23 protein-coding genes are annotated in these 22,414 nt (G+C 44.2%); all 23 read right to left on the reverse strand.

Annotated elements, in window-relative coordinates:
- Window positions 1–110: 110 nt before the first annotated feature.
- Window positions 111–947 (reverse strand): flagellar hook-basal body protein, encoded by an 837-nt coding sequence (locus tag H2672_RS00485; RefSeq protein ID WP_186667884.1) that lies wholly within the window; start codon window positions 945–947, stop codon window positions 111–113.
- A gap of 30 nt (window positions 948–977) precedes the next feature.
- Entirely contained in the window at window positions 978–1,817 is an 840-nt protein-coding gene (locus tag H2672_RS00490; protein WP_186667885.1) for a flagellar hook-basal body protein, read from the reverse strand.
- 34 nt (window positions 1,818–1,851) lie between these two features.
- Complete coding sequence (gene mreB, locus H2672_RS00495) at window positions 1,852–2,844, reverse strand: rod shape-determining protein (protein WP_186667886.1); 993 nt, start codon at window positions 2,842–2,844, stop codon at window positions 1,852–1,854.
- 338 nt (window positions 2,845–3,182) lie between these two features.
- Complete coding sequence (locus H2672_RS00500) at window positions 3,183–3,452, reverse strand: sporulation transcriptional regulator SpoIIID (RefSeq protein ID WP_186667887.1); 270 nt, start codon at window positions 3,450–3,452, stop codon at window positions 3,183–3,185.
- Between the two features lie 175 nt (window positions 3,453–3,627).
- Window positions 3,628–4,287, reverse strand: a complete 660-nt coding sequence (locus tag H2672_RS00505; protein WP_186667888.1) for a M23 family metallopeptidase — start codon at window positions 4,285–4,287, stop codon at window positions 3,628–3,630.
- A gap of 10 nt (window positions 4,288–4,297) precedes the next feature.
- On the reverse strand, window positions 4,298–5,266 hold the full coding sequence (gene spoIID, locus H2672_RS00510; protein WP_186667889.1) for a stage II sporulation protein D: 969 nt from the start codon (window positions 5,264–5,266) through the stop codon (window positions 4,298–4,300).
- Between the two features lie 174 nt (window positions 5,267–5,440).
- Window positions 5,441–6,739: a UDP-N-acetylglucosamine 1-carboxyvinyltransferase gene (murA, locus tag H2672_RS00515; protein ID WP_186667890.1), complete on the reverse strand. Its 1,299-nt coding sequence runs from the start codon at window positions 6,737–6,739 to the stop codon at window positions 5,441–5,443.
- 420 nt (window positions 6,740–7,159) lie between these two features.
- A complete protein-coding gene (locus tag H2672_RS00520) occupies window positions 7,160–7,396 on the reverse strand; it encodes a DUF1146 family protein (protein ID WP_186667892.1) in 237 nt (78 codons plus the stop codon).
- A 104-nt stretch (window positions 7,397–7,500) separates the two neighbouring features.
- Window positions 7,501–7,908 carry a F0F1 ATP synthase subunit epsilon gene (locus tag H2672_RS00525; protein ID WP_186667894.1) on the reverse strand — a complete coding sequence of 136 codons (408 nt, stop codon included), beginning with the start codon at window positions 7,906–7,908 and terminating at the stop codon, window positions 7,501–7,503.
- 85 nt (window positions 7,909–7,993) lie between these two features.
- A complete protein-coding gene (gene atpD, locus H2672_RS00530; protein ID WP_186667896.1) occupies window positions 7,994–9,409 on the reverse strand; it encodes a F0F1 ATP synthase subunit beta in 1,416 nt (471 codons plus the stop codon).
- A 44-nt stretch (window positions 9,410–9,453) separates the two neighbouring features.
- Complete coding sequence (gene atpG, locus H2672_RS00535) at window positions 9,454–10,311, reverse strand: ATP synthase F1 subunit gamma (protein ID WP_186667898.1); 858 nt, start codon at window positions 10,309–10,311, stop codon at window positions 9,454–9,456.
- Window positions 10,312–10,409: 98 nt separating this feature from the next.
- A complete protein-coding gene (gene atpA, locus H2672_RS00540; RefSeq protein ID WP_186667900.1) occupies window positions 10,410–11,918 on the reverse strand; it encodes a F0F1 ATP synthase subunit alpha in 1,509 nt (502 codons plus the stop codon).
- 25 nt (window positions 11,919–11,943) lie between these two features.
- Window positions 11,944–12,483: a F0F1 ATP synthase subunit delta gene (locus H2672_RS00545; protein ID WP_186667902.1), complete on the reverse strand. Its 540-nt coding sequence runs from the start codon at window positions 12,481–12,483 to the stop codon at window positions 11,944–11,946.
- Window positions 12,480–13,040, reverse strand: coding sequence for a F0F1 ATP synthase subunit B (gene atpF, locus H2672_RS00550; RefSeq protein ID WP_186667904.1), 561 nt, complete (start codon window positions 13,038–13,040; stop codon window positions 12,480–12,482). The genes H2672_RS00545 and atpF overlap by 4 nt, the downstream gene beginning before the upstream one ends.
- A gap of 150 nt (window positions 13,041–13,190) precedes the next feature.
- Window positions 13,191–13,403, reverse strand: a complete 213-nt coding sequence (gene atpE / locus H2672_RS00555; RefSeq protein ID WP_186667906.1) for a F0F1 ATP synthase subunit C — start codon at window positions 13,401–13,403, stop codon at window positions 13,191–13,193.
- A 68-nt stretch (window positions 13,404–13,471) separates the two neighbouring features.
- Window positions 13,472–14,182, reverse strand: coding sequence for a F0F1 ATP synthase subunit A (atpB, locus tag H2672_RS00560; RefSeq protein WP_186667908.1), 711 nt, complete (start codon window positions 14,180–14,182; stop codon window positions 13,472–13,474).
- An 87-nt stretch (window positions 14,183–14,269) separates the two neighbouring features.
- Complete coding sequence (locus tag H2672_RS00565; protein WP_186667910.1) at window positions 14,270–14,641, reverse strand: ATP synthase subunit I; 372 nt, start codon at window positions 14,639–14,641, stop codon at window positions 14,270–14,272.
- 657 nt (window positions 14,642–15,298) lie between these two features.
- Window positions 15,299–16,420 carry a non-hydrolyzing UDP-N-acetylglucosamine 2-epimerase gene (gene wecB / locus H2672_RS00570; RefSeq protein ID WP_186668334.1) on the reverse strand — a complete coding sequence of 374 codons (1,122 nt, stop codon included), beginning with the start codon at window positions 16,418–16,420 and terminating at the stop codon, window positions 15,299–15,301.
- A gap of 19 nt (window positions 16,421–16,439) precedes the next feature.
- Window positions 16,440–17,069: a uracil phosphoribosyltransferase gene (upp, locus tag H2672_RS00575; RefSeq protein WP_186667912.1), complete on the reverse strand. Its 630-nt coding sequence runs from the start codon at window positions 17,067–17,069 to the stop codon at window positions 16,440–16,442.
- Between the two features lie 92 nt (window positions 17,070–17,161).
- A complete protein-coding gene (locus H2672_RS00580) occupies window positions 17,162–19,339 on the reverse strand; it encodes a sensor domain-containing phosphodiesterase (RefSeq protein ID WP_186667915.1) in 2,178 nt (725 codons plus the stop codon).
- Between the two features lie 87 nt (window positions 19,340–19,426).
- On the reverse strand, window positions 19,427–20,677 hold the full coding sequence (locus tag H2672_RS00585; RefSeq protein WP_304625983.1) for a serine hydroxymethyltransferase: 1,251 nt from the start codon (window positions 20,675–20,677) through the stop codon (window positions 19,427–19,429).
- Between the two features lie 145 nt (window positions 20,678–20,822).
- Window positions 20,823–21,371, reverse strand: a complete 549-nt coding sequence (locus H2672_RS00590; protein WP_370569569.1) for a TIGR01440 family protein — start codon at window positions 21,369–21,371, stop codon at window positions 20,823–20,825.
- Between the two features lie 276 nt (window positions 21,372–21,647).
- Entirely contained in the window at window positions 21,648–22,085 is a 438-nt protein-coding gene (gene rpiB, locus H2672_RS00595) for a ribose 5-phosphate isomerase B (protein ID WP_186667917.1), read from the reverse strand.
- Between the last annotated feature and the right edge of the window lie 329 nt (window positions 22,086–22,414).

Raw genomic sequence — 22,414 nt, forward strand, 5'->3', positions numbered from 1 at the left:
TGTACTCCCTAATTGTCCAGTCTTCAGATACCTCCGGATGCAGGTAGCCTAGCCTCTTCGTCTGTCTCATGCACTTCTGAGCCGAACGTTACTATTTTTAAAAATAACTTTTATCGAATGCCGTTAATCAGACCGAGCATCTGGTCCGCAAGCGTCACTGCCCGCGCATTAAATTGATAATTACGCTGCACACTAATGAGATACGTCATCTCTTTCTGTGAGTTGACGTTAGATGCTTCAAGCGCCTGACCTTCCATTCCAATTACGTTTCGCGCAGCACCTTGCAGCTCAGTTAAGACCTGTTGTTGTGTGACGCCAAGATCCGCCAAGTTTTCAGGCAATGCAAAATTCGTTGCCGATAAACGCTGCATCAAGTTTGGTCGTTCCATCACTGTCACAGCAAGTTCAATTGTTTGCGTTGTCCCGTCTGCATTTGTCAGTTGCAAATTCCCACCCGATTTAACCGTATAATTTGTGACATTATCGGAAAATGTGACTGGCAATCCTGCACTGTTTGCAACCGGATAACCCTCACCATTAACAAGCATCACTTGTCCGTTTGCTACTGGAGAAACGTAGAAATTCCCTTGACGCGTATAGACAGTTTGCTCCCCGCCACCATCTGGCATAAGTACGTTGAAATACTGTTTTGGCGTCGTCAGTGCAAAATCTAGTTGACGCCCCGTCGCTTGCAATGTACCCACTTTCCAGTTCATCTGTGATTGACCAAGTACAGCACCTGATCCATAGCGGATACCGAGGGGTGATTGACGCGGCGCGGTGTCTGCTTTGTCATTATTGAATTGTTGGACCAACATTTCTTGGAATTTGGCATCGCTTGCTTTATAGCCATGTGTCGAAATATTCGCTAGATTATTCCCGATTATATCCATTTGACTTTGCAATTGACTCAGTGTATTTGTTGCTGTCGTCATTGTGCGTATCATGCATACCGACTCCTTTCGAATGGCGTGTCATTAGTTGACGCGACCGACTTCCGTGACCGCTTTTTCCATACTGCGGTCATAGGCTTGAAGTATTTTTTGATTGGCCTCGAATGCACGGTACGCAGTAAGCATGTCCGTCATCGTTCGTGCCGCATCGACGTTGGAACCTTCGAGATAACCTTGCTGCATCGAATAAGTAACGCCTGCCATGCCGTTTGCAGCTGCAAGGTTTTCGCCGCCTTCTGTCACGAACATGCCATCTCCCTGCTTGAGAAGCATGTCAGGGCGCTGAGCGAATGAAATACCCAGTGTTGCGACGGCCGTGTTGCCTTCCATAATTACACCTTCATCCGTTAAACGGAAATCATCATTTTGCAAGGCAATCCGTTGCCCATTGTTATCAAGAACATAGGCGCCACCTGCACTGGTCAAAAACCCACTTGGATCAAGCGTGAAGCTGCCGTTCTTTGTATATTGTTCGCTTCCACCTTCATTTTCAAGTCTGAAGAAGATGGCACCTTGAGTCCCAGTTTCTGCATCAATCGGTAAGCGGCCGTCAACCAGTGCGATATCGGTCGTCAGCTCAGTTTCGCGCAATTGTCCTTGCGTGAATAATGGCAGCGTCTCCTGCATGTAAACACCCGTCGAAACTGAACCTACTGGAGATAAGCCCTTCATTTGAAAGCCGTTTTCTGTTGGTATTTTTGCCGTGTTAATACTCGACATATACATTTCTGGAAATGAACGAATCACCGATTGCTCTGCCTTGAAGCCTGGTGTGTTGGCATTAGCCATATTATTCGCCAGCATTTCAGTTCTGCGTTGCTGTGCGATCATCCCTGAGCCGACTGTGTAAAATCCACGGAACATTTGTCCACCTCCTCATCCTTAAAAATTGGTGTTGTTAACGATTAGAGATCTTGTCCATATTCTCCAATAAAATGCCTGTCCCAATTGCAACACAATCGAGCGGATTATCTGAAATGAATACAGGTACTTTCAATTCATCGGCGAGTAATTGGTCGATGCCGTGCAATAACGCACCGCCCCCAGTAAGAAATACGCCACGATCGATTATGTCAGCAGACAATTCAGGCGGTGTTTTTTCTAGGACATTTTTCGCTGCATGCACAATCATATAGATTGATTCTTTCAGTGCTATAGCGATTTCATCTGAATGGATTGTTACTGTGCGGGGAAGTCCCGAAACCATGTCACGTCCCCTAATATCCACCTGTTCTTTTCGACTGCCTGGGAAAACCGTCCCCACATTGAATTTGATATTTTCTGCAGTCCGTTCTCCGATAAGCAATTTATAATGGTGTTTAATATAGTGTGTAATATCGTTGTCAAAAGTATCCCCGGCTACAGTGATAGAACGTGATGTAACGATGTCTCCCATCGATAAAACAGCGACATCCGTTGTACCCCCACCGATATCGACAACCATGTTACCGCTCGGTTGGAAAATATCCATTCCAGCTCCGATTGCTGCAACTTTCGGTTCTTCTTCAAGGTAAATTTTCTTGCCGCCCGATTTTTCAGCGGCTTGTCGAATGGCTTTCTGTTCGACGCTCGTAATGTTTGTCGGACAACAGATAAGTATTCTAGGTTTTGATAAAAACCCTTTAACATCCAATTTATTAATGAAGTGACTAAGCATAGCTTCCGTTACGTCAAAATCAGCGATAACCCCGTCTTTCATAGGTCTAATCGCAATGATATTGGCCGGCGTCCTGCCAACCATTTGTCTTGCTTCTTCTCCGACTGCCAGTACTTTATTCGTATTTTTATCAATCGCCACGACTGACGGTTCGTTTAGAACAATTCCTTTTCCCTTAACGTGTATTAAAACGTTGGCCGTTCCGAGGTCAATCCCAATATCTTTTGCAAACATTGTTTCAGTTTCCCCTTCCACCCGTATCATTGGATATTCCCGTGTATGTATATGCTTCTAACTAATCATTTTACCATAGTTAACTGGCAATGAATATACTTAAGAACTGATTTGAGTGAAAGAACTACTAGAAAGAAGAACGCAGCTTAAGTGCGCACCTCCTGTGGCAATAGTTGCGTGACCTACATCCTGTTGGCCCGTGGCAGGCATAAGACGGGCCGTCGAAGTGGCGGTCTTTTCCACGCAGCCGCACTGACTTATGACCCGAGCCTCTAGGCGCTGAAGCCTAGACAACACGAAAGGCGTATCGCAACGAGTCTGCGATACGCCTTTCATCCCTAACTGGTTCCTACTTTTTTCGTTTCGTTCATCCATTTGACCCTAGTCGCCTCGCCGCCCCGTAAATGTCTGACAGACTTATGATAGGCAAGTATTTTTGCGACTTCTTCAGACAGTGCCACATCGACGTTAGGCAAACGTTCCGTCAAATCTTTGTGGACCGTGCTTTTCGAATAGCCTGTCGCTTTTGCTAACGCCCGTACTGTAAGTCCAGTTTCCAGCAACATTTTTCCGAGGCGCACGCATCGCCTCCGTATTTGCTCGTGCACGCCCTCTTCCTTTCGTATCAGGTCCGATTCTTCCTCTATCTTATGCGATTAATGGGTTTGATATGCGGGCGCTCGTTGAGGGAACGGTTGTTTAGTTAGCGTGCGATTAGGATTGGTTTTATCAAAAAAAAAAGCCACTCCGGATTAATTCGGAAATGGCTTGGAACGTGCGGTTTTAAAATGCAAGATATGTGCGCGGATTGACGGCTACTCCATCTTTTTGTACTTCGAAATTAAGGTGGATACCGACTTTACTATTCCAATCGTTTTCCGTAGCGGTGCCGAGCACTTGACCCTGGTCCACCTCTTCACCTTTTTTAACGAGAATACCTGAGACGGATCGATAGATTGTTTTCAACCCATCTGCATGAGAAAGTATGATTTCATCACCTTTAAATGGGTCTAGCACGATATCCTCCACTGTACCGCTTAACGAAGCGACGACTTCGAATGCCTTGCCTTGTACTGAAATAGTTATGCCTGTGTTCGTCACATAATGCTGGTCGAATACGAGCATTGCACTTTCACGCATGGCTGCATCTGCATTTACATCATAATAATCTTGCAGAATGGCCACGTCATCCAGGAGTGCCTCAGTGAATGGGAATTTGAGCGTCTCCTTTGCTGCGTTCGTCTTGATTGTCAATCCGTCTTCAGGGTCCTTCCCTGCAACGTCTGCAAGTCCTGGGGCATCATCTTTCATGAATGCATTATAACCCCAGATCATGCCAACGAAGACGATTGCGATACCGGAATAGACTATAGGCCAAAACCAGCTTTTTGTCTTTGCACTTTTGTTCTTCTGAGAAGGGGCTTTCGGTTTTTCTTCTCGCATTGTCATCACCTCACTCGCTATTATTTGCAAGTGAAGGAGTTTTTAAACATTGGGAATCAAGTAATGTAAACTTTTTTATTTGCGTGCCTGTGTAATAGTGTAAAAGAATTTTTTCAGCTGTCCATCCTTTCTGAGCATACGCCTCTGCTCCATATTGACTCATGCCAACGCCGTGGCCATATCCTGTCGTTGTTACATGTACGATTTTATTTGTCACATCAAATGCGATATCAAAGTCCGTTGATGCTAGTCCCAATAATTCACGCACTTCCCTGCCGCTCGCTTGGAATCCGGGAGTTACGACTTTTTGGACACGGCCTGTTGGATTGCGCACAAGTTGTAATGATCTGAAGCTATCGGCATCCCACTTGCCGCCGATTGTTTTATTCCATTTGGCAAGCGTCATTTCGGCTGTTCGTTTTACTTTTGCCTCAACGTCCCCCTCCCCGGGACTTTCCACACTTTGTAAATAGGGAATATCATTGCCGCTAAAGTTTTGTGCTGTCTCAGTCTTCCCATTAGATGTGGAAAAAAACATGGCTGATATCATTTTGTCTTGATAAACAATGGTATCTCCCGCAGTCGCTTCCACTGCTGCACGCACTTTCTTTTCATTACGCTTAAATTCTTTCCCCCATCGCTCTTTCCGTTTCGCTTCTGAAGAATAGACTTGTGCAGATACATCAGTAGCAATTGGTTTAGTGCCGTTAGCCGTTGTCTGGAGTGCGTATGTACGAGCCGCAATTGCTTGAGCTTTCAGCGCCTCTTTCTGGAACGTGGCAGGCATCTCAGCTGCAACGACCCCTACTACATACTCTTCAAGCGAGATTGGCTTGTCCGCACCGGCAATAATGATGTCGACGGGGCAGAGTTCCACTTTCTGTTCTCCGGGTTCTTTGACTTTTTCAGGCGTCTGTCTCAATACAAAAGGGATGAAAAATAGGAGTATGATGAATAATGCTGTTAGTAGTTTGTCCATGATTAATTATATGAATCATATTGGGTTTTATTCCTGCTTTTTTGGACATACTAGCAAAAGTGCAGGAGGCCATCTAAGTGCTTAACGTCTCGCCAAAGAAATTACATAAAATGAGATGCGAAAAAGGCCGCAGTCGATTCTCTACAGCCTTTTCCAGATACGTATTGATTTTGATTAAACGAGTTGTGCTGATTTTTCCGTTTGCATTTCCGGTGAAACACGGACGATATCTGCTCCAAGAGCCGCAAGTTTTCCGTGGAAATTTACATATCCGCGGTCAAGATGCTCCAGTTCAGTAACTCGTGTTACGCCTTCCGCTACAAGTCCTGCAAGAATAAGGGCTGCAGCTGCACGAAGATCCGTAGCCGCCACTTCAGCGCCTTGAAGTTTAGATGGTCCTGAAATAATAACCGACCGACCTTCAATTTTAACAGAAGCATTCATACGCCGGAATTCCTCAACGTGCATAAAACGATTTTCAAAAACAGTTTCAGTTAAAATACCAGTGCCCGTCGAAGTTAGCATAAGCGCCATCATTTGGGACTGCATATCTGTCGGGAAGCCTGGATGTGGCATTGTTTTCAAGTCTACGGATTTTAAAGGAAGTTGTGCAGTAACACGAACTCCTTCATCTAAATCTGTAATGACGACGCCCATTTCACCCAATTTGGAAATAAGCGCAGCATTATGCTCAGGTACAGCATTTTCTATGATGACATCGCCACCTGTAATTGCAGCTGCTACCATGAAAGTACCTGTTTCGATACGATCCGGTATAATATGATGAATTGTGCCGTGTAATTTATTGACGCCTTCGATTCGGATATTGTCCGTACCAGCTCCAACAACTTTACCGCCCATTTCATTAATAAAATTGGCAAGGTCTACAATTTCAGGTTCTTTCGCTGCGTTTTCAATGATTGTCGTTCCTATAGCCAATGCCGCTGCAGTCATGATATTTTCAGTTGCACCGACACTTGGAAAATCAAGATAGATCTTGGCACCTTTCAAACCGTTTTCTGCTTTCGCTTCAACGTGTCCGTGGCCAAATGTAATTTCTGCTCCCATCGCTTCGAAGCCTTTTAAATGTTGGTCAATTGGACGTGATCCGATTGCACAACCACCTGGAAGTGCAACGCGTGCGAAACCATTACGCGCAAGAAGTGGACCCATAACAAGAATAGATGCACGCATTTTCCGTACATATTCGAACTGTGCTTCACTAGAAAGCGTACCCGAAGAATCAATAATAACTTCATTCAATTTCGGCGTGTAGTCCACTCTAGCATTTAAACTTTTCAGTACTTGGTTTATTGTCCCAACGTCTGATAGATTTGGAACGTCACGAATTATGTTTACACCTTCAGATGCAAGAAGTGCAGCCGCCAGTATTGGCAATACTGCATTTTTAGCGCCTTCGACACGGACGCTTCCTTTAAGAACACGTCCACCGTTGATAATTATTTTATCCAAAACAAGTCCCTCCGACTCCTAAGTTGTAGCCAAACATTTTGTAGTTATATATTATTTTTTGCAAAAAATTCATCATCAAAACATATACTATTCTACAGTGCACTTGCTTATTAAACAAGTAACGTCTGGTCTATTTTTCCGACTAAGCGCCAAGTAGTTTATACTATGTTCACTTATCCCGTCTTGTGTCAAAATGTCTCCCCGCTTGTCATTTAAGTTCCCCATAATTAGTCATAACAAACCTTATTTTAACACAAAGTGATGAATTTCATGTCATCGCCCCGAATACGAACCTCATCGTCCAGCTTTAGTGGTATTCCTTACGGAAACATACTAAGGCTTTTTCATATTCGCGGCGACTACATGTATCATTTCTACTCATCGTACAAAAAGTACATGTATTGAATCGAAGTCAACAGTTTAGCTGAACATAAACGGAAGTCTTCCTGACCAATAGGATAGCTCTAAAAAGAAATTTGATACTGCCCAACCCATTAAAATACTTAGTAAAATGAACAATAATTGCGCTTGGAAGACACGGTGCTTTTTAATAATTTTTTCTGGCATGATTGCCTGTAGTGCATAAAATGAAATCGCTATAAAAAAAGTATGCGATACAATGGCCAACAGTGGTTGAAATGCTATGATGTCGCCCATTCGACGCCCTCCTTTGTTCATTAAGTTAGAAAAGACGCATTGGTTTGATTACATTGAAAAGGCGAACAGAAGAATTTTTTCCCCTGTCCGCCAACATCAACAACTCATTTTTTTCTTGTTTCGTAGACATCGATACGATTGAGGGCACGTTTTAAATCTAGTTCCGCCAATTCGTGTTCTCTGCCTTCTTTTTTTGCCCGAAGTGTTTCTTCTGCTTGTCCCGCCGCCTTTTTAGCACGGACGATATCAATAGAAGAAGCCAGTTCTGCACTTTGTGCTAAAACAGTGACAACATCCGGACGGACTTCGATGAAACCGCCATGAACGGCAATATGTTCCGTCGAATCATCCTTCTGCAGGCGAAGCCCACCGATTTGAAGCGGTGCAACCATCGCGATGTGGCCGGGAAGGATCCCGATTTCACCTGTTTCAGTAACTGCGATGATCATGTTCGCTTCAGTTTCAACAACAGGGCCGTCGGGAGTGACGATATTGACTTTAATTGTCTTCATTTGTTTCCCTCCTGGTCCCTTCTAAATCAAATCCGCCGAAGGCTTAAATTTAATTCAGAAGGGGTTTGAATCCTGCTGAATTAAATTAAACTTCTACACCCATACTTTTCGCTTTTGCAATAACTTCCTCGATGCGACCGACAAGTCGGAATGCATCCTCAGGAAGGTGGTCATACATACCTTTAAGGATGTCGCTGAAGCCTTTGATTGTTTCAGCTACTTGTACGTAAGATCCTTTTTGTCCTGTAAACTGTTCAGCAACGTGGAAGTTTTGTGATAGGAAGTTCTGGATACGACGTGCGCGTCCAACCAACTGCTTATCTTCTTCGCCAAGTTCATCCATACCTAGGATAGCGATGATATCTTGGAGCTCACGGTAACGCTGAAGTGTCTGCTGCACTTGACGTGCAACTGCGTAATGCTCTTCACCAACGATTTCCGGGCTTAGTGCGCGGGAAGTCGATGCAAGTGGATCCACAGCTGGGTAGATACCCATTTCAGATAGTTTACGCTCAAGGTTCGTCGTTGCGTCAAGGTGAGCAAACGTCGTAGCAGGAGCCGGGTCAGTATAGTCATCCGCTGGTACGTAGATTGCTTGGATTGACGTAACTGAACCAAGGTTTGTAGATGTGATACGTTCCTGAAGCATACCCATTTCCGTTGCCAGTGTCGGTTGGTAACCAACAGCTGATGGCATACGGCCAAGTAGTGCAGAAACTTCTGATCCAGCTTGTGTAAAGCGGAAGATATTATCGATGAATAGAAGTACGTCCGCGCCTTGTTCGTCACGGAAATATTCTGCCATTGTAAGACCAGTTAGTGCAACACGCATACGTGCGCCAGGTGGCTCGTTCATTTGACCGAATACCATTGCCGTTTTCGTGATAACGCCAGAATCAGTCATTTCGTAGAACAAGTCATTACCTTCACGTGTACGTTCTCCAACGCCTGCGAATACGGAAATACCACCGTGTTCTTGAGCGATGTTGTTGATCAATTCCTGAATAAGAACTGTTTTCCCTACACCGGCACCACCGAAGAGACCGATTTTACCACCTTTAATATAAGGTGCTAGTAGGTCAACAACTTTAATACCTGTTTCAAGAATTTCAACTTCAGTTGAAAGGTTTTCAAATACTGGAGCTAAACGGTGAATTGGGTCGCGGCGTTCTGATGCTGGAACTTCCTCACCAAGGTCGATAATTTCTCCAAGTACGTTAAATACGCGTCCTAATGTAATGTCACCAACTGGGACAGTAATCGCAGAACCCATATCATCAACTACAGAACCACGTTGTAGACCGTCTGTTGAAGACATCGCAATAGTACGTACAGAATCATCCCCGAGGTGTAGCGCGACTTCAAGTGTCAACGTTTCAGGCTCAGCGTTTGGACGTTCAATTTGGACCTTCAGTGCGTTATAGATAGCTGGAAGCTGACCGTCTTCGAACTTGACGTCAACAACCGGACCCATTACTTGAAGAACATGTCCTTTATTCATACTTTTTCCCTCCTGTCTTACTCTTTGCCGTGCAGTGTCCACTCTTATTCAAGAGCAGCGACGCCGCCAACGATCTCCGTAATTTGTTGCGTGATCGCAGCTTGTCGTGCACGGTTGAATGAAAGTGTTAAAGAATCTATCAAATCAGCTGCATTATCAGTAGCAGTTTTCATTGCTGTCATACTGGAAGCATGTTCACTCGCTTTTCCGTCAATTACAGCTCCATAAATAAGGCTTTCCGCGTATTGTGGAAGAAGCACTTCAAGAATTGCTTCGCCTGAAGGCTCAAACTCATATGAAGTAGTAGCGGCAGTCGATGTGATGTCAGTGAGCGGAAGCAATTTCTTTTCCGTCACTTCACTTGCGATGGCAGAAACGAAGTGGTTGTAGTACAGGTACACTTCGTCATACTCGCCTTCTGTGAACATGCCAACAGCACGCTTCGCGATATCTTTTATTTCGTCGAAAGAAGGATGGTCAGATAGACCGACCTTACTTTCAGCTATGTTGAAACCTAGTCTTTCGAAATAGTCGTGGCCTTTTTGTCCGATTGAAATGATGCTCACTTCTTCTTTTGAAGCGTGACGCGTTTCAATCGCACGTTTTGCGATACGTAGGATGTTAGCATTGTAACCCCCAACGAGTCCACGGTCTGATGTAATCACGATATAACCTGTCTTTTTGACCGGTCTACTAATCATCATCGGATGACTCAAGTCACTTGTTCCAGCTGCGATTGAACCTACAACTTCTTGGATTTTTTCCATGTACGGGATGAACGCTTTCGCATTCAGCTCGGCACGGCTTAATTTAGAAGCGGAGACCATTTGCATTGCTTTCGTAATCTGACTTGTCTTTTTCGTCGATTTAATACGGTTTTCTATGTCGCGTAAAGATGCCATTGGCAATTCTCACCACCTTTTGTTTTTTTAATCATTTTGACGCTTTCCGTCAAAGATGATTCCATTGACGTTCTTCGTCAAAATGATTCCAACTAGAATTATTCAGAACGTGCGAAGATCTTCTTGAATGCGTTGAGTGCTGTTGCCATCAATTCATCGGCTGGAAGGTCTTTCGTTGTACGAATATGATCTAAAACGTCAGTGTGGTTAGTTTCAAGCCAGCTTAAAAGTTCTGCTTCGAAACGAAGAATATCTTTGACAGCAATATCGTCAAGGAATCCACGTGTCAATGCGTAAAGAACCATAACCTGTTGCTCAACTTTAAACGGTTTGTTCAAGTCTTGCTTCAAGATTTCAACTGTACGCGCTCCGCGGTCAAGTTTCGCTTGAGTTGCAGAATCAAGGTTTGATCCGAATTGTGAGAACGCTTCTAGCTCACGGTATGCCGCAAGGTCTAGACGTAGTGTACCCGCAACTTTTTTCATTGCTTTGATTTGCGCTGATCCACCAACACGGGAAACGGAAAGACCGGCGTTAATCGCTGGACGTACACCCGAGAAGAATAGGTCAGATTGAAGGAAAATTTGTCCATCAGTGATAGAAATTACGTTCGTTGGAATATAAGCAGAGATATCTCCAGCTTGTGTTTCAACGAATGGCAATGCCGTGATAGAACCTGCACCAAGTGTGTCATTCAACTTCGCTGCGCGTTCAAGTAAACGAGAGTGAAGATAGAAAACATCACCAGGATAAGCTTCACGGCCTGGAGGACGACGAAGTAGCAAAGAAAGTTCACGGTATGCCGCTGCTTGTTTAGATAGATCATCATAAACGATTAGAACGTGCTTACCATCGAACATAAATTCTTCAGCCATTGTTATTCCTGTGTAAGGAGCAAGGTATAGTAATGGTGATGGTTGTGAAGCAGAAGCCGTAACAACGATTGTGTAATCAAGTGCGCCGTTTTTACGAAGTGTTTCAACAACACCACGAACTGTTGATTCTTTTTGTCCGATTGCTACATAAATACAAATCATATCTTGGTCAGCTTGGTTCAAAATTGTATCAATTGCAACTGTCGTTTTACCTGTTTGACGGTCACCGATGATCAATTCACGCTGTCCACGGCCGATTGGTACAAGTGCATCAATCGCTTTAATACCCGTTTGTAGTGGTTCATGAACGGATTTACGCGCCATAACCCCTTGTGCTGGGCTTTCAATTGGACGTGTTTTTGTTGTATTGATCGGACCTAATCCATCAACTGGTTGCCCAAGTGGATTAACAACGCGTCCGATTAATTCTTTTCCGACAGGAACTTCCATAATACGGCCTGTTCGACGTACTTCATCGCCTTCTTTGATGTCTGTGTAAGGCCCTAGGATAACGATACCAACGTTGTTCGCTTCCAAGTTTTGAGCCAGACCCATGACGCCAGTTGAGAACTCTAAAAGTTCCCCAGCCATGACGTTGTCGAGGCCATGAGCACGTGCGATACCGTCACCAATTGCGATAACTGTACCGACTTCGCTCACTTTCATCTCAGATTGATAATTTTCAATCTGCTGTTTTATGAGAACACTGATTTCCTCAGCTTTGATGCTCATGCATGTCACCCCTCAAATTTCAGATTTATGAACCGATAAGATCCCGTTTCAGTCGCTCAAGCTTCGCGCTTACGCTGCTGTCGTAGATAATGTTACCAATTTGAAGACGGATGCCTCCAAGTAAGCTCGGATCGATGATGTTTTCAATTCGCAATGCTGATTTACCAATCTTTTTCGCGAACGCAGTAGAGATAGCTTGGCTTTCATCCACTGTAAGCAGACGTGTAGAATACACTTTCGCGTCAGCGATGCCTGCTGCGTCATTCGCATAAGCGATAAACTCGTTAACAAGGTTTACAACCTCGTCCATGCGTTTTTTGTCGAGCATTAGGAATAATGTATTCAAAATGAGCTGGTTCGCACCCTTGAATAGATCTGCCATAAGCTCTTTCTTTTTTGCTGCTTTTAATCTCGGTGATTGAAGTAATTGACCAAGCTCTTTATTTGTTTGGAAAACTTTTTTCAATTCAATTAGATCTTCTTGAATTGCGCCAGTTTGTCCGTTTTTTTGTGCTAGTTCAAACAATGCTTGTGCATAGCGTTTTGCTACAACCGATTGGCTCATCGGCCTTCGCCTGCCTTCGCAATCGTTTCTTCGATCAATGCGCGATTATCTTCCTCGGAAATTTCTTTACCGAGAACTTTAGACGCTGCAAGGATAGAAAGAGATACGAATTCTCCGCGAACTGCCGCGATAGCTTTGTCTTTTTCAGATGCAATTTCAAGAGTTGCCTCTTCTTTCATACGACCTACTTCTGAACGAGCTGCTGTGATGATTTCGGCACGTTGAGTATCGCCTTGCTTACGGGCATTCTCAACAATCGCCTGAGCGTTAGTACGCGCTTCATTCAACAGGTTACGTTGTTCTTCAAGAATTTTTTGTGATTCTGCGCGGCTCTTTTCAGCCGATTCGATTTCATTTGCGATCAACTCAGCACGTTGATCCATGATACCCATAAGTGGGCCCCAAGCAAACTTCTTCAGAAGAAGCATGAGAATCGTGAAAAACGAAAGTGTGACGATAATGTCACCTAGGTTTAGTTTGAGTACGCCGTTCAGACTTGCTAAGAATCCTTGATCGGCTGAATCTGCTGCCAATAGGACGAAGGTATCCAAAAACACGATTGTTTCACTCCCTTCAAGAGCTTATAGTTCATCAAATATAGTTAGTTTTACTTTATTTCATAAGTTGTGTTACGCATATTTCTCCATAAAGGAATGGCGAAGGACTTTGTAGTGCGCTCTTCGCCATTTTGTTAATGTTGGTAATTATTATTTGTTCATAACGATGAACGCTACTACTACTGCGATAATAGGAATCGCCTCAACTAGTGCAACACCGATGAACATTGTTGTTTGAAGAACGCCACGTGCTTCTGGTTGACGCGCGATTCCTTCAACTGTTTTTGAAACGATAAGACCGTTACCGATACCTGCACCAAGTGCACCAAGACCGATTGCGATTGCCGCTGCTAAAAGACCCATAGTATAATTTCCTCCTAATATTTTCGAGTTTTTTTTGTTTGTTCACCCGTTAAACGGGCAGTATATGTTTAATGGTCTGTTTTGACTTTATGCGCCATATAGACCATCGATAACATAACAAAGATGAATGCTTGGATAGCTCCGATAAAGAGCGAGAATCCTTGCCAAGCGAGTGCTGGAACTAGGGCGCCGACAAAGCCGTATACGCTTCCTGCTCCAAGTGTTGCAAGAAGACCTAATAGGACCTCACCTGCATAGATATTACCGTAAAGACGCAGACCAAGTGTCAGCGTATTTGCAAACTCCTCAATGACTTTCAATGGGGCCATAAATGGCATTGGCTTTAAATAGCTATTCCCATATTCTTTGAGGCCTAACAATTTGATACCATAGTAATGCGATAGCACAACGACCATTGCAGCAAGCGTCAACGTAACTGTTGGATCTGCTGTTGGTGATTTCCACCAAAGTTTATGATCGTATTGAATCGAGAATGGTAGTCCGATTACGTTGGCTACGAAAACAAACATTAATAGCGTTATTCCAAGTACATGGAATCGACCGCCTGTTTTCCAGTCCATGTTGTTCTTGATAATACCTTTTACGAAATCCATGATCCATTCCATAAAGTTCTGCATACCCGTGGGTTTCAGCTGCATTTTTCGTGTTGCAAAGAATGCAATAAGGAATACAATCAGGCACGTGATGAAAAGCATTAGGACGTTTGACAAGTTGAATGTCAATCCGAGCCATTCTATCGTCGGATTTTCATGGTTCACGTTTCGTTCACCTCCCTTTCACAATCGGTTTAAGCTTTTTCTACGAAAAAGAAAAGTTCGATGTTCGCTCTTTTCTACGAAAAAGCTTTAATGGTTTTTTGTACGGAATATAATCCCATCAGCCAATAGCAGGATGTAAGGAATCATAAGCCCGATAACCGAACTAACCAGGTTAAAATGTTCCGGCAGCGAAATCGCGACTGCCGCCGCAGCCACACCGGATGCGAAACGCATCATCGTTCCGAGTGATGCTCTTTTCTTACCCTCCGTAAAAATCTTGTCGAATCTTTCCATTCTACGGACAAGAATCCAAAAATTATACAATCCGAACAGAGATCCGAGAATTAATCCTGCGAAAATCGGTTTCAAATCAGTTAATGCCCACCCTAGAACGAACAATGCGAGCAAAAAAAAGAGAACCTTCCTTTGCTTTTTATGAATTTCTTGCAATGTTTGCATAGTAGGCGATTCTCCTGATTCGTATTTCCAAATTGTATGGAGCCTTGCAACTTCGATTGAGATAAGGCTTAGTAGCAAGCAAATCACAAGGAAAAGCGGGGTAGTCCCGTTTCGCTGTCCAGCCAGTTATTTGTCCAGTCTAAGCAGGCCGCTTACACTATTCTTGGCGAGACTCTGAAAAGGGTGGAACCTGTAAGTTTTGCGAGTATTGTCGAATGGAAGGCAATTCGGCAGATGCTACGTTAAATCAAATGCATGATGCTATTTAAGCCTCTGCACATCCGTCAAAAAACGATAGGATATTAGCAAAGCCTTAACATTCACATTATGTTGCCGTTTCATATATGAAAACCCTATCATTCTTACCCTTTGTAAGCATACAATAGGCATATTTTGATGTCAATTGATTACAGTGAAATTTTTCACAAACTCTTCACATTGTCAAACATTCGACAAAATTGGATGATTAGTTGACGTATATTTAATGTATTGGGTTGCCCATTAGAGGTTTCCCTCTTTTTGGCATGGAGTGACGTGATAGTTATTGGGGCGGGCCATGACTAACTTGGCAAGAGCCATCACTAACTTCCGGTTTGCCATGACTTCCAATGGCCGTAAAAAAATACGACCGGATTGACCCGGTCGTCGTGCTGGTTGTTAGTTTATAGAAGATAAGTACTTTTTCAACGCTTCGACAATTCGTTCGGAAGCGTGTCCGTCTCCGTATGGATTGGAGGCTTTTGCCATTCTGCTGTATTCTGCTTCGTCGGTTAAAAGTTCATCCGTCAAAGTGAAGATTATTTCTTCATCCGTGCCAGCCAGTTTTAGTGTCCCCGCTTCGATACCTTCCGGACGTTCCGTTGTATCGCGCAAGACGATAACCGGTTTACCGAGTGAAGGTGCTTCTTCTTGGATACCACCCGAGTCCGTCAAGATAATGTGTGAACGTGCTGCAAAATTGTGGAAATCGACAACTTCAAGCGGTTCGATTAGATGAATACGGTCGTTGTTGCCAAGAAGTTCGTCAGCCACTTCACGCACTGCCGGATTCATGTGAACAGGATAGATAACTTGGATATCATCATGCTTCGCAAGTAACCGATTAATCGCACGGAACATATTGCGCATTGGTTCGCCAAGATTTTCGCGACGATGTGCAGTCAGTAAGATTAGTCTGTCCGTTCCGATCTTATCGAGAACTGGATGTGAGTACTCTTCACGCACTGTCGTTTGAAGCGCATCAATCGCGGTATTTCCTGTGATATAGATGCGGTCTTCTGACTTTCCTTCGGCTATCAAATTGCGGGCCGATTGTTCTGTCGGTGAAAAATGAAGGTCAGCAATGACGCCTGTTAGCTGCCTATTCATTTCTTCCGGATACGGCGAATATTTATCCCACGTACGAAGTCCCGCTTCAACATGTCCAACCGAAACTCGGTTATAAAACGCTGCGAGGCTGCCGATGAAAGTTGTCGACGTATCTCCGTGGACAAGTACGATATCAGGCTGTGCTTCTTTCATGATGCGGTCAAGTCCTTCGAGTCCGCGTGTTGCAACATCGACAAGCGTTTGCCGATCTTTCATGATATTAAGATCAAAATCTGGAGTGATACCGAATGTGTGTAGCACTTGGTCCAGCATTTCACGATGTTGCGCTGTAACCGTCACAATCGATTCGATGTCGTCCGAATGCTTTTGTAATTCCAACACAAGCGGAGCCATTTTAATAGCTTCCGGTCTTGTACCGAAAATCGTCATTACTTTCCATTTCTTTGTCAAAATCTTCACGCCTTTCAACTCATTTTGTTCCGAATAAACGGTCGCCGGCATCGCCAAGTCCTGGTACGATGTAGCCTTTTTCATCCAACTTTTCATCCATCGCAGCGATATAAATATCCACGTCAGGATGTGCTTCTGTCAATGCTTTCACGCCTTCTGGAGCAGCAATTAGGCACATGAACTTAATGTTTTTCGCACCGCGGCTCTTCAATGATTCGACCGCCGCAATTGCAGATCCGCCCGTTGCAAGCATCGGATCGACAAGAATGAAATCACGTACCGCTACATCAGAAGGTAGTTTTACGTAATATTCGATGGGTTGCAATGTTTCAGGATCACGGTAAAGACCAATATGTCCTACTTTTGCTGCTGGAATTAATTTTAGTATTCCATCTACCATTCCAATACCTGCGCGCAAGATCGGTACGATTCCGAGCTTCTTACCTGCAAGTACGTTCGATTGAGCTTTACAAACCGGTGTTTGAACTTCCACTTCCTGAAGTGGTAGTTCACGCGTGATTTCGTAAGCCATAAGTGTCGCTACTTCATCGACAAGTTCACGGAATTCTTTCGTTCCTGTCTTGATATCACGTATGTACGTAAGTTTATGTTGGATAAGTGGATGGTCAAAAACATGTATTTTCGGCATTATTATTCGCCCCTTTATTAGAATGTCCTGTTCATTATAACAGATACTTTCCAGTTCAGGCACGCTAGACAACTGACTACTTATATGTCTAACTATTCAGCAAGCAATCGCTCAATTTCTTGCAAAGGCATTGGCTTGTAATAATAGAAACCCTGCCCGACTTTACAGCCTAGATTACGTAAAATCTCAATATGTCTCTCCTCTTCGATTCCTTCCGCAACTGTTCTCAAATTGAGGTTTTCAGCCAGTTGAATAATTGTTCTGACGACAGCAAGCGTGCCTGGTTCATCGAGCGCACTTATGAAGCTTCGATCAATCTTTAATTCGCAAAGAGGCAATTGAGGCAAATAGCTGAGCGATGAATAGCCTACGCCAAAATCATCGACGGATATTTCGAACCCTGCTGCATTTAGTGTATGGAAAATCAACTTCGCCTTTTGTAAATCAACGAGTCCGATACTCTCCGTCATTTCCAACATAATATACTTGGGTGAAAGGTCATAGTTAGTAGTCAGCTTTATTAATTTCTCGACGAAAGTGCAGTCAAAGAAATGGTGGACAGAAATATTGACGGCCACCTGATACATCTTTTCACCTGACTGTTCCCGTTTTTGCTGCCATTCCATCACTTTCGATAAAATAATAATTTCCAGATCAATGATTTTCCCCATATTTTCAGCGGCGGGGATGAACAGATTTGGTGGAACTGGACCTAATACGGATGAGAACCATCGAGCAAGTGCTTCGAAGCCGATGATTTCTCCATCTTTTAAATTGACTTTTGGCTGAAGATAGACATCGATTTCCTGCGCAAGAAGCGCCTTTGATAATTCGTTGAATATCCTCATTTCTTTTACCGATTCCTCATTGTGCAAACCCCTGTAAAATGACATTGCATTGCCCGGTTTCTTTTTCGAGTCTGACATGGCTATGTCGGCGCGGCGTAACAGTTCCTCTTCACTAGTATGGTCACCTTTGGAAAATGAAATACCAATTTTCAACGTGATGAACATTTCTTGTCCTGCAACAATGAATGGCTCCGCAACACTTTTACCTAATTCGACAAGGAAGGTATCTCCATCACCTTCGCCGCTATCGCCAGTCATTACGAGTGATGCACTTGAAAAACGCCCGATATAATTCAGTTTTTCGTTGCCCACTTTACCAATTCGTTTACCTAGCTGGATGAACAGTTCATCAGCCGCATCTCTTCCATACAGATCAACAATTTTGGCATATTCGGCTGGTTCTATGACAGCAACAAAATGTTCTCCGCCATCCGAGATATTACGTTTTAGTTTATCCAAAAATGCATAACGGTTTGGCAAACCAGTTTCTGGATCTGAAAACGCAAGTCTTCGGTACTGTTCCTGTTGTTCGTAATAGGATTTTGCCAGTTGAATCAGGGGCGGCAGTTTCTCTAAAAACTGCATTTGGGTTTCAGTAGGTATGCCTGGCTTCCTCATGCAAACCGTGAATACGCCGTTAAGGTTCCCCTCACTATCATGTATAGGTACCGACCAACTTGCGTTGTAATCAAACATCGAACTTACACTTAATCTTCTAACCCACTCAGGATTGTCTAAAATATTTTCAACAATACCCAATTCTTCAGGAATTTCGTCTCCAACAGTTGATGCATTAATCAGCATTTCTTGCAGGAACGATTCAGGGACCGACCCCGCAGCTCCAACAGTCCAGCTACCATTCTTTTCCTTGAAAAGGATGGAGCAAATTGAGCCCGCAAGAAAGTACGATTCGATTACATCACATATTTTTTGCAGTAGATCGCCAAGCTCTACTCCAGCATTAATGCCAGTAAATATTTTTTCTTGCAGTTTAAGCAAGGATTCATCTTTTTTCCGTTCTGTCACATCAAGAATGAAAGAAGCAGTAAATAAAATATTCCCACTGCTGTCGACTATCGGTTGGATGACGAGTTCATTCCAAAAAGGGGTCCCGTCTTTTTTATAGTTAAGAATTTCTGCATTCGCAGGCATACCACTATGTAGTTTTTGATCAATTTCACTTATGAGATCCATGTCCGTTTCTTCACCATGCAAAAAACTCAGATTGCGCCCTACTACTTCTTCAGATGAAAAACCTGTTATAGCTGTGAATACTTCATTGACAAAAATGACGGGATCATCCCCCGCACCTGGATCTGTTACGATGAAACCTGTCTGGAAGCGGCTCCCAAACCGTTGGAGCCACCTGATCAAAGTTGTCTTTTCCTCAGAAACCCCAGTACTTATTTGAGGACGGTTCATTGTAGTTCTCCCCCTATAATTACAGCTAACAGATAAACCAAAAAAACAAGCCGCCATCCATATTGATAGCGGCTTATTCTTTAGATATTATGCATATAGCGGAAATTTGTCCGTCAATGCAACAACGCGTTGCTGAGCTTCTTTTTTCACAGCTTCGTCTTCATGATTTTTCAGAACTGCTGCCATGATTGATGCGATTTCTTTCATTTCTTCTTCCTTAAAGCCACGTGTTGTAACAGCTGGTGTTCCAAGTCGAATCCCCGATGTGACAAACGGACTTTCAGTGTCGAATGGAATCGTGTTTTTGTTCGTAGTGATGCCAACTTCATCTAGTGCGTGCTCTGCAATTTTACCCGTGATTTCAAGTGAACGCAGGTTAAGCAAAACCAAATGGTTATCTGTTCCGCCGGATACGATGTCAACACCTTCAGCTATTAGCGCTTCAGCCAATGCTTTAGCATTACTTTTCACTTGTTGAATATATGTTTTGAATTCCGGTTTCTGTGCTTCGCCAAATGCAACCGCTTTTGCAGCGATGACGTGCATCAATGGTCCACCCTGAACTCCTGGGAAGATTGATTTATCAAGTTTACGACCAAATTCCTCTGTAGAAAGAATAAGACCACCGCGTGGCCCGCGTAATGTTTTATGTGTTGTCGAAGTGACGAAATGTGCATGTGGAACTGGATTTTGATGTTCGCCGACTGCTACAAGCCCTGCGATATGCGCCATGTCGACGAATAAGTACGCGCCCACTTCATCCGCAATTTCACGGAACTTAGCAAAATCAATTTCACGTGGATAGGCACTTGCACCCGCTACGATCATTTTAGGTTTATGCTCAAGCGCTTTTTGACGGACATCTTCGTAGTCAATAAGCTCATCTTCCTTGCTCACTCCGTAATCTACAAAGTTGTACAATTTGCCCGAGAAGTTAACTGGGCTTCCGTGTGTCAAGTGACCGCCGTGTGAAAGATTCATACCAAGAACTGTATCCCCAGGCTCAAGTACAGCAAAATAGACAGCCATATTTGCTTGCGCACCAGAGTGCGGCTGAACGTTTGCATATTCCGCGCCGAAGATTTCTTTTACGCGGTCACGTGCGATATTTTCAACAACGTCAACATGTTCGCAGCCACCGTAGTAGCGTTTGCCAGGGTAACCTTCTGCGTATTTGTTCGTTAGATAAGAACCTTGCGCTTCCATAACTGTTTCTGTTACGAAGTTTTCAGATGCAATCAATTCGATGTTTGATTGTTGACGCTTTTTCTCCGCCATAATCGCTTCGTATACTGCCTCATCTTCACGTTGTACGTTGCCCAATTTGTTCAATTCCATATTCTCATTCCCCTTCATTATCTATTTTATTGTCCAGTCTACAGCGGCCAGACGCTCGGGGTCGCAAGGCATTTTGCTGTGGGGGCTGAAGAACGCCTCCTCGCAAACCGTCTTGCGCCTGTCGCGTCTATGCGAGCCGCTTCCGCTATTCTTTATATGTTGCACGTTCTCCACCAATTAACTTCGGCCTTGTTGTTGCGACCGTGACAACTGCATTGCCGATTTTCCCGATTGATGTACGTAAAGGGACAGCAACCCGCTTCAAATGCATGCCAATTAATGTTTGTCCAATATCGATGCCTGCACTAGCGCGAATTTCCTCTACAACTACAGGGTCATTCATATGCTGATAAGCGTAGGCCGACATTGAACCTCCCGCATGTATCATTGGGATAACTGAAACTGGCTCAAGCATGAACTTTTCGGCCGCATGACGTTCAATTGTCAGCGCCCTGTTAATATGTTCACACCCTTGGAATGCAAGAATTAGTTTATGTTTTTCGGCAAAATCTGTTAAGGGTTCGTATAGCGCTTTTCCAATTTCAAGCGCGCCTCCAGTGCCGATTCGTTTGCCGGCAATTTCAGAGGTCGAGCAGCCGATGACGAAAATTGTGCCCGGTATAAGGTCTGTCTGTTCAGCCATTTCTGCTAACAGTTGCTCAAGTTGAAGCTTCCATAAATTCAAAGCATCCACTTTATACCCACCTACCTTCCGCTTTTCATGGTGTCTAGCTACAGCGCCTAGCCCCTGGGCCCGCAGGAAGCGGGTCATGCAGCTGTTGCGACAGGATGTCGCGAACTTAGGCTGCCTTCCTCTGTCGCTTCAGACCTTTAGATTAAGGCAAAGATCACCTTTATCTTCAGGTCCTCCAGCGCTTGTCGGGGCTGTACAGGCGCTTAGGCCCACACGAAGTGGGTCATGCAGTCGTTGCGACACGATGTCGCGAACTTAGACTGCCTTCCTTTAAAATCAGTCTTCAAGTTCCATCAATTTACCAATACGGCGCTCGTGGCGTCCACCTTCAAATTTCGTGTTTAGCCAAGCAGTTGCTACTTCCCTTGCGTGTCCTGGTCCGATAACGCGTTCGCCCATCGCAAGGATGTTTGAATCGTTATGCTGCCTTGTCGCTTTCGCGCTAAAGACATCATGGACAAGCGCACAACGGATGCCTTTTACTTTATTCGCCGCAATTGACATGCCGATTCCTGTTCCGCAAATAACAATACCTCGGTCAAATTTACCCGATGCCACCCCATTCGCGACCGGTGCTGCAAAGTCCGGATAGTCAACGGACTCATTCGAATCTGGGCCATAATCTACAAATTCCAACCCGAGTTCTGCCAATAATTTGATTATCTCATGACGAAGATTGTTTCCGCCATGGTCTGAAGAAATCGCGATTTTCACAGGATCCCTCTTTTCTTAATATACACACAACTCATTCTATCATTTTTCAACAAAAAAACACAGCCAGATGAAAATTTGGGCTGTGTTTCGTATTTTTTTATGCTTTGATCCGGCGGCCGCTTCCGCTTTTCGTCGTGTCTAGCTACAGCAGCCAGACGTTAAGGTCATAAGGCGCCTCAGCTATGTGGCAAAGAACGCCACTTCGCAGATCCGTCTTATGCCTGTCACGTCTTAACGGCTGCTTCCGCTTTTCATTGTGTCTAGCTACTGCAGCCAGACGCTCGGAGGCCCACAGGATGTGGGTTACGTAGCCGTTGCCGCAGGACGCG

The organism is Sporosarcina sp. BP05, assembly GCF_014282005.1.
GTDB lineage: Bacteria > Bacillota > Bacilli > Bacillales_A > Planococcaceae > Sporosarcina.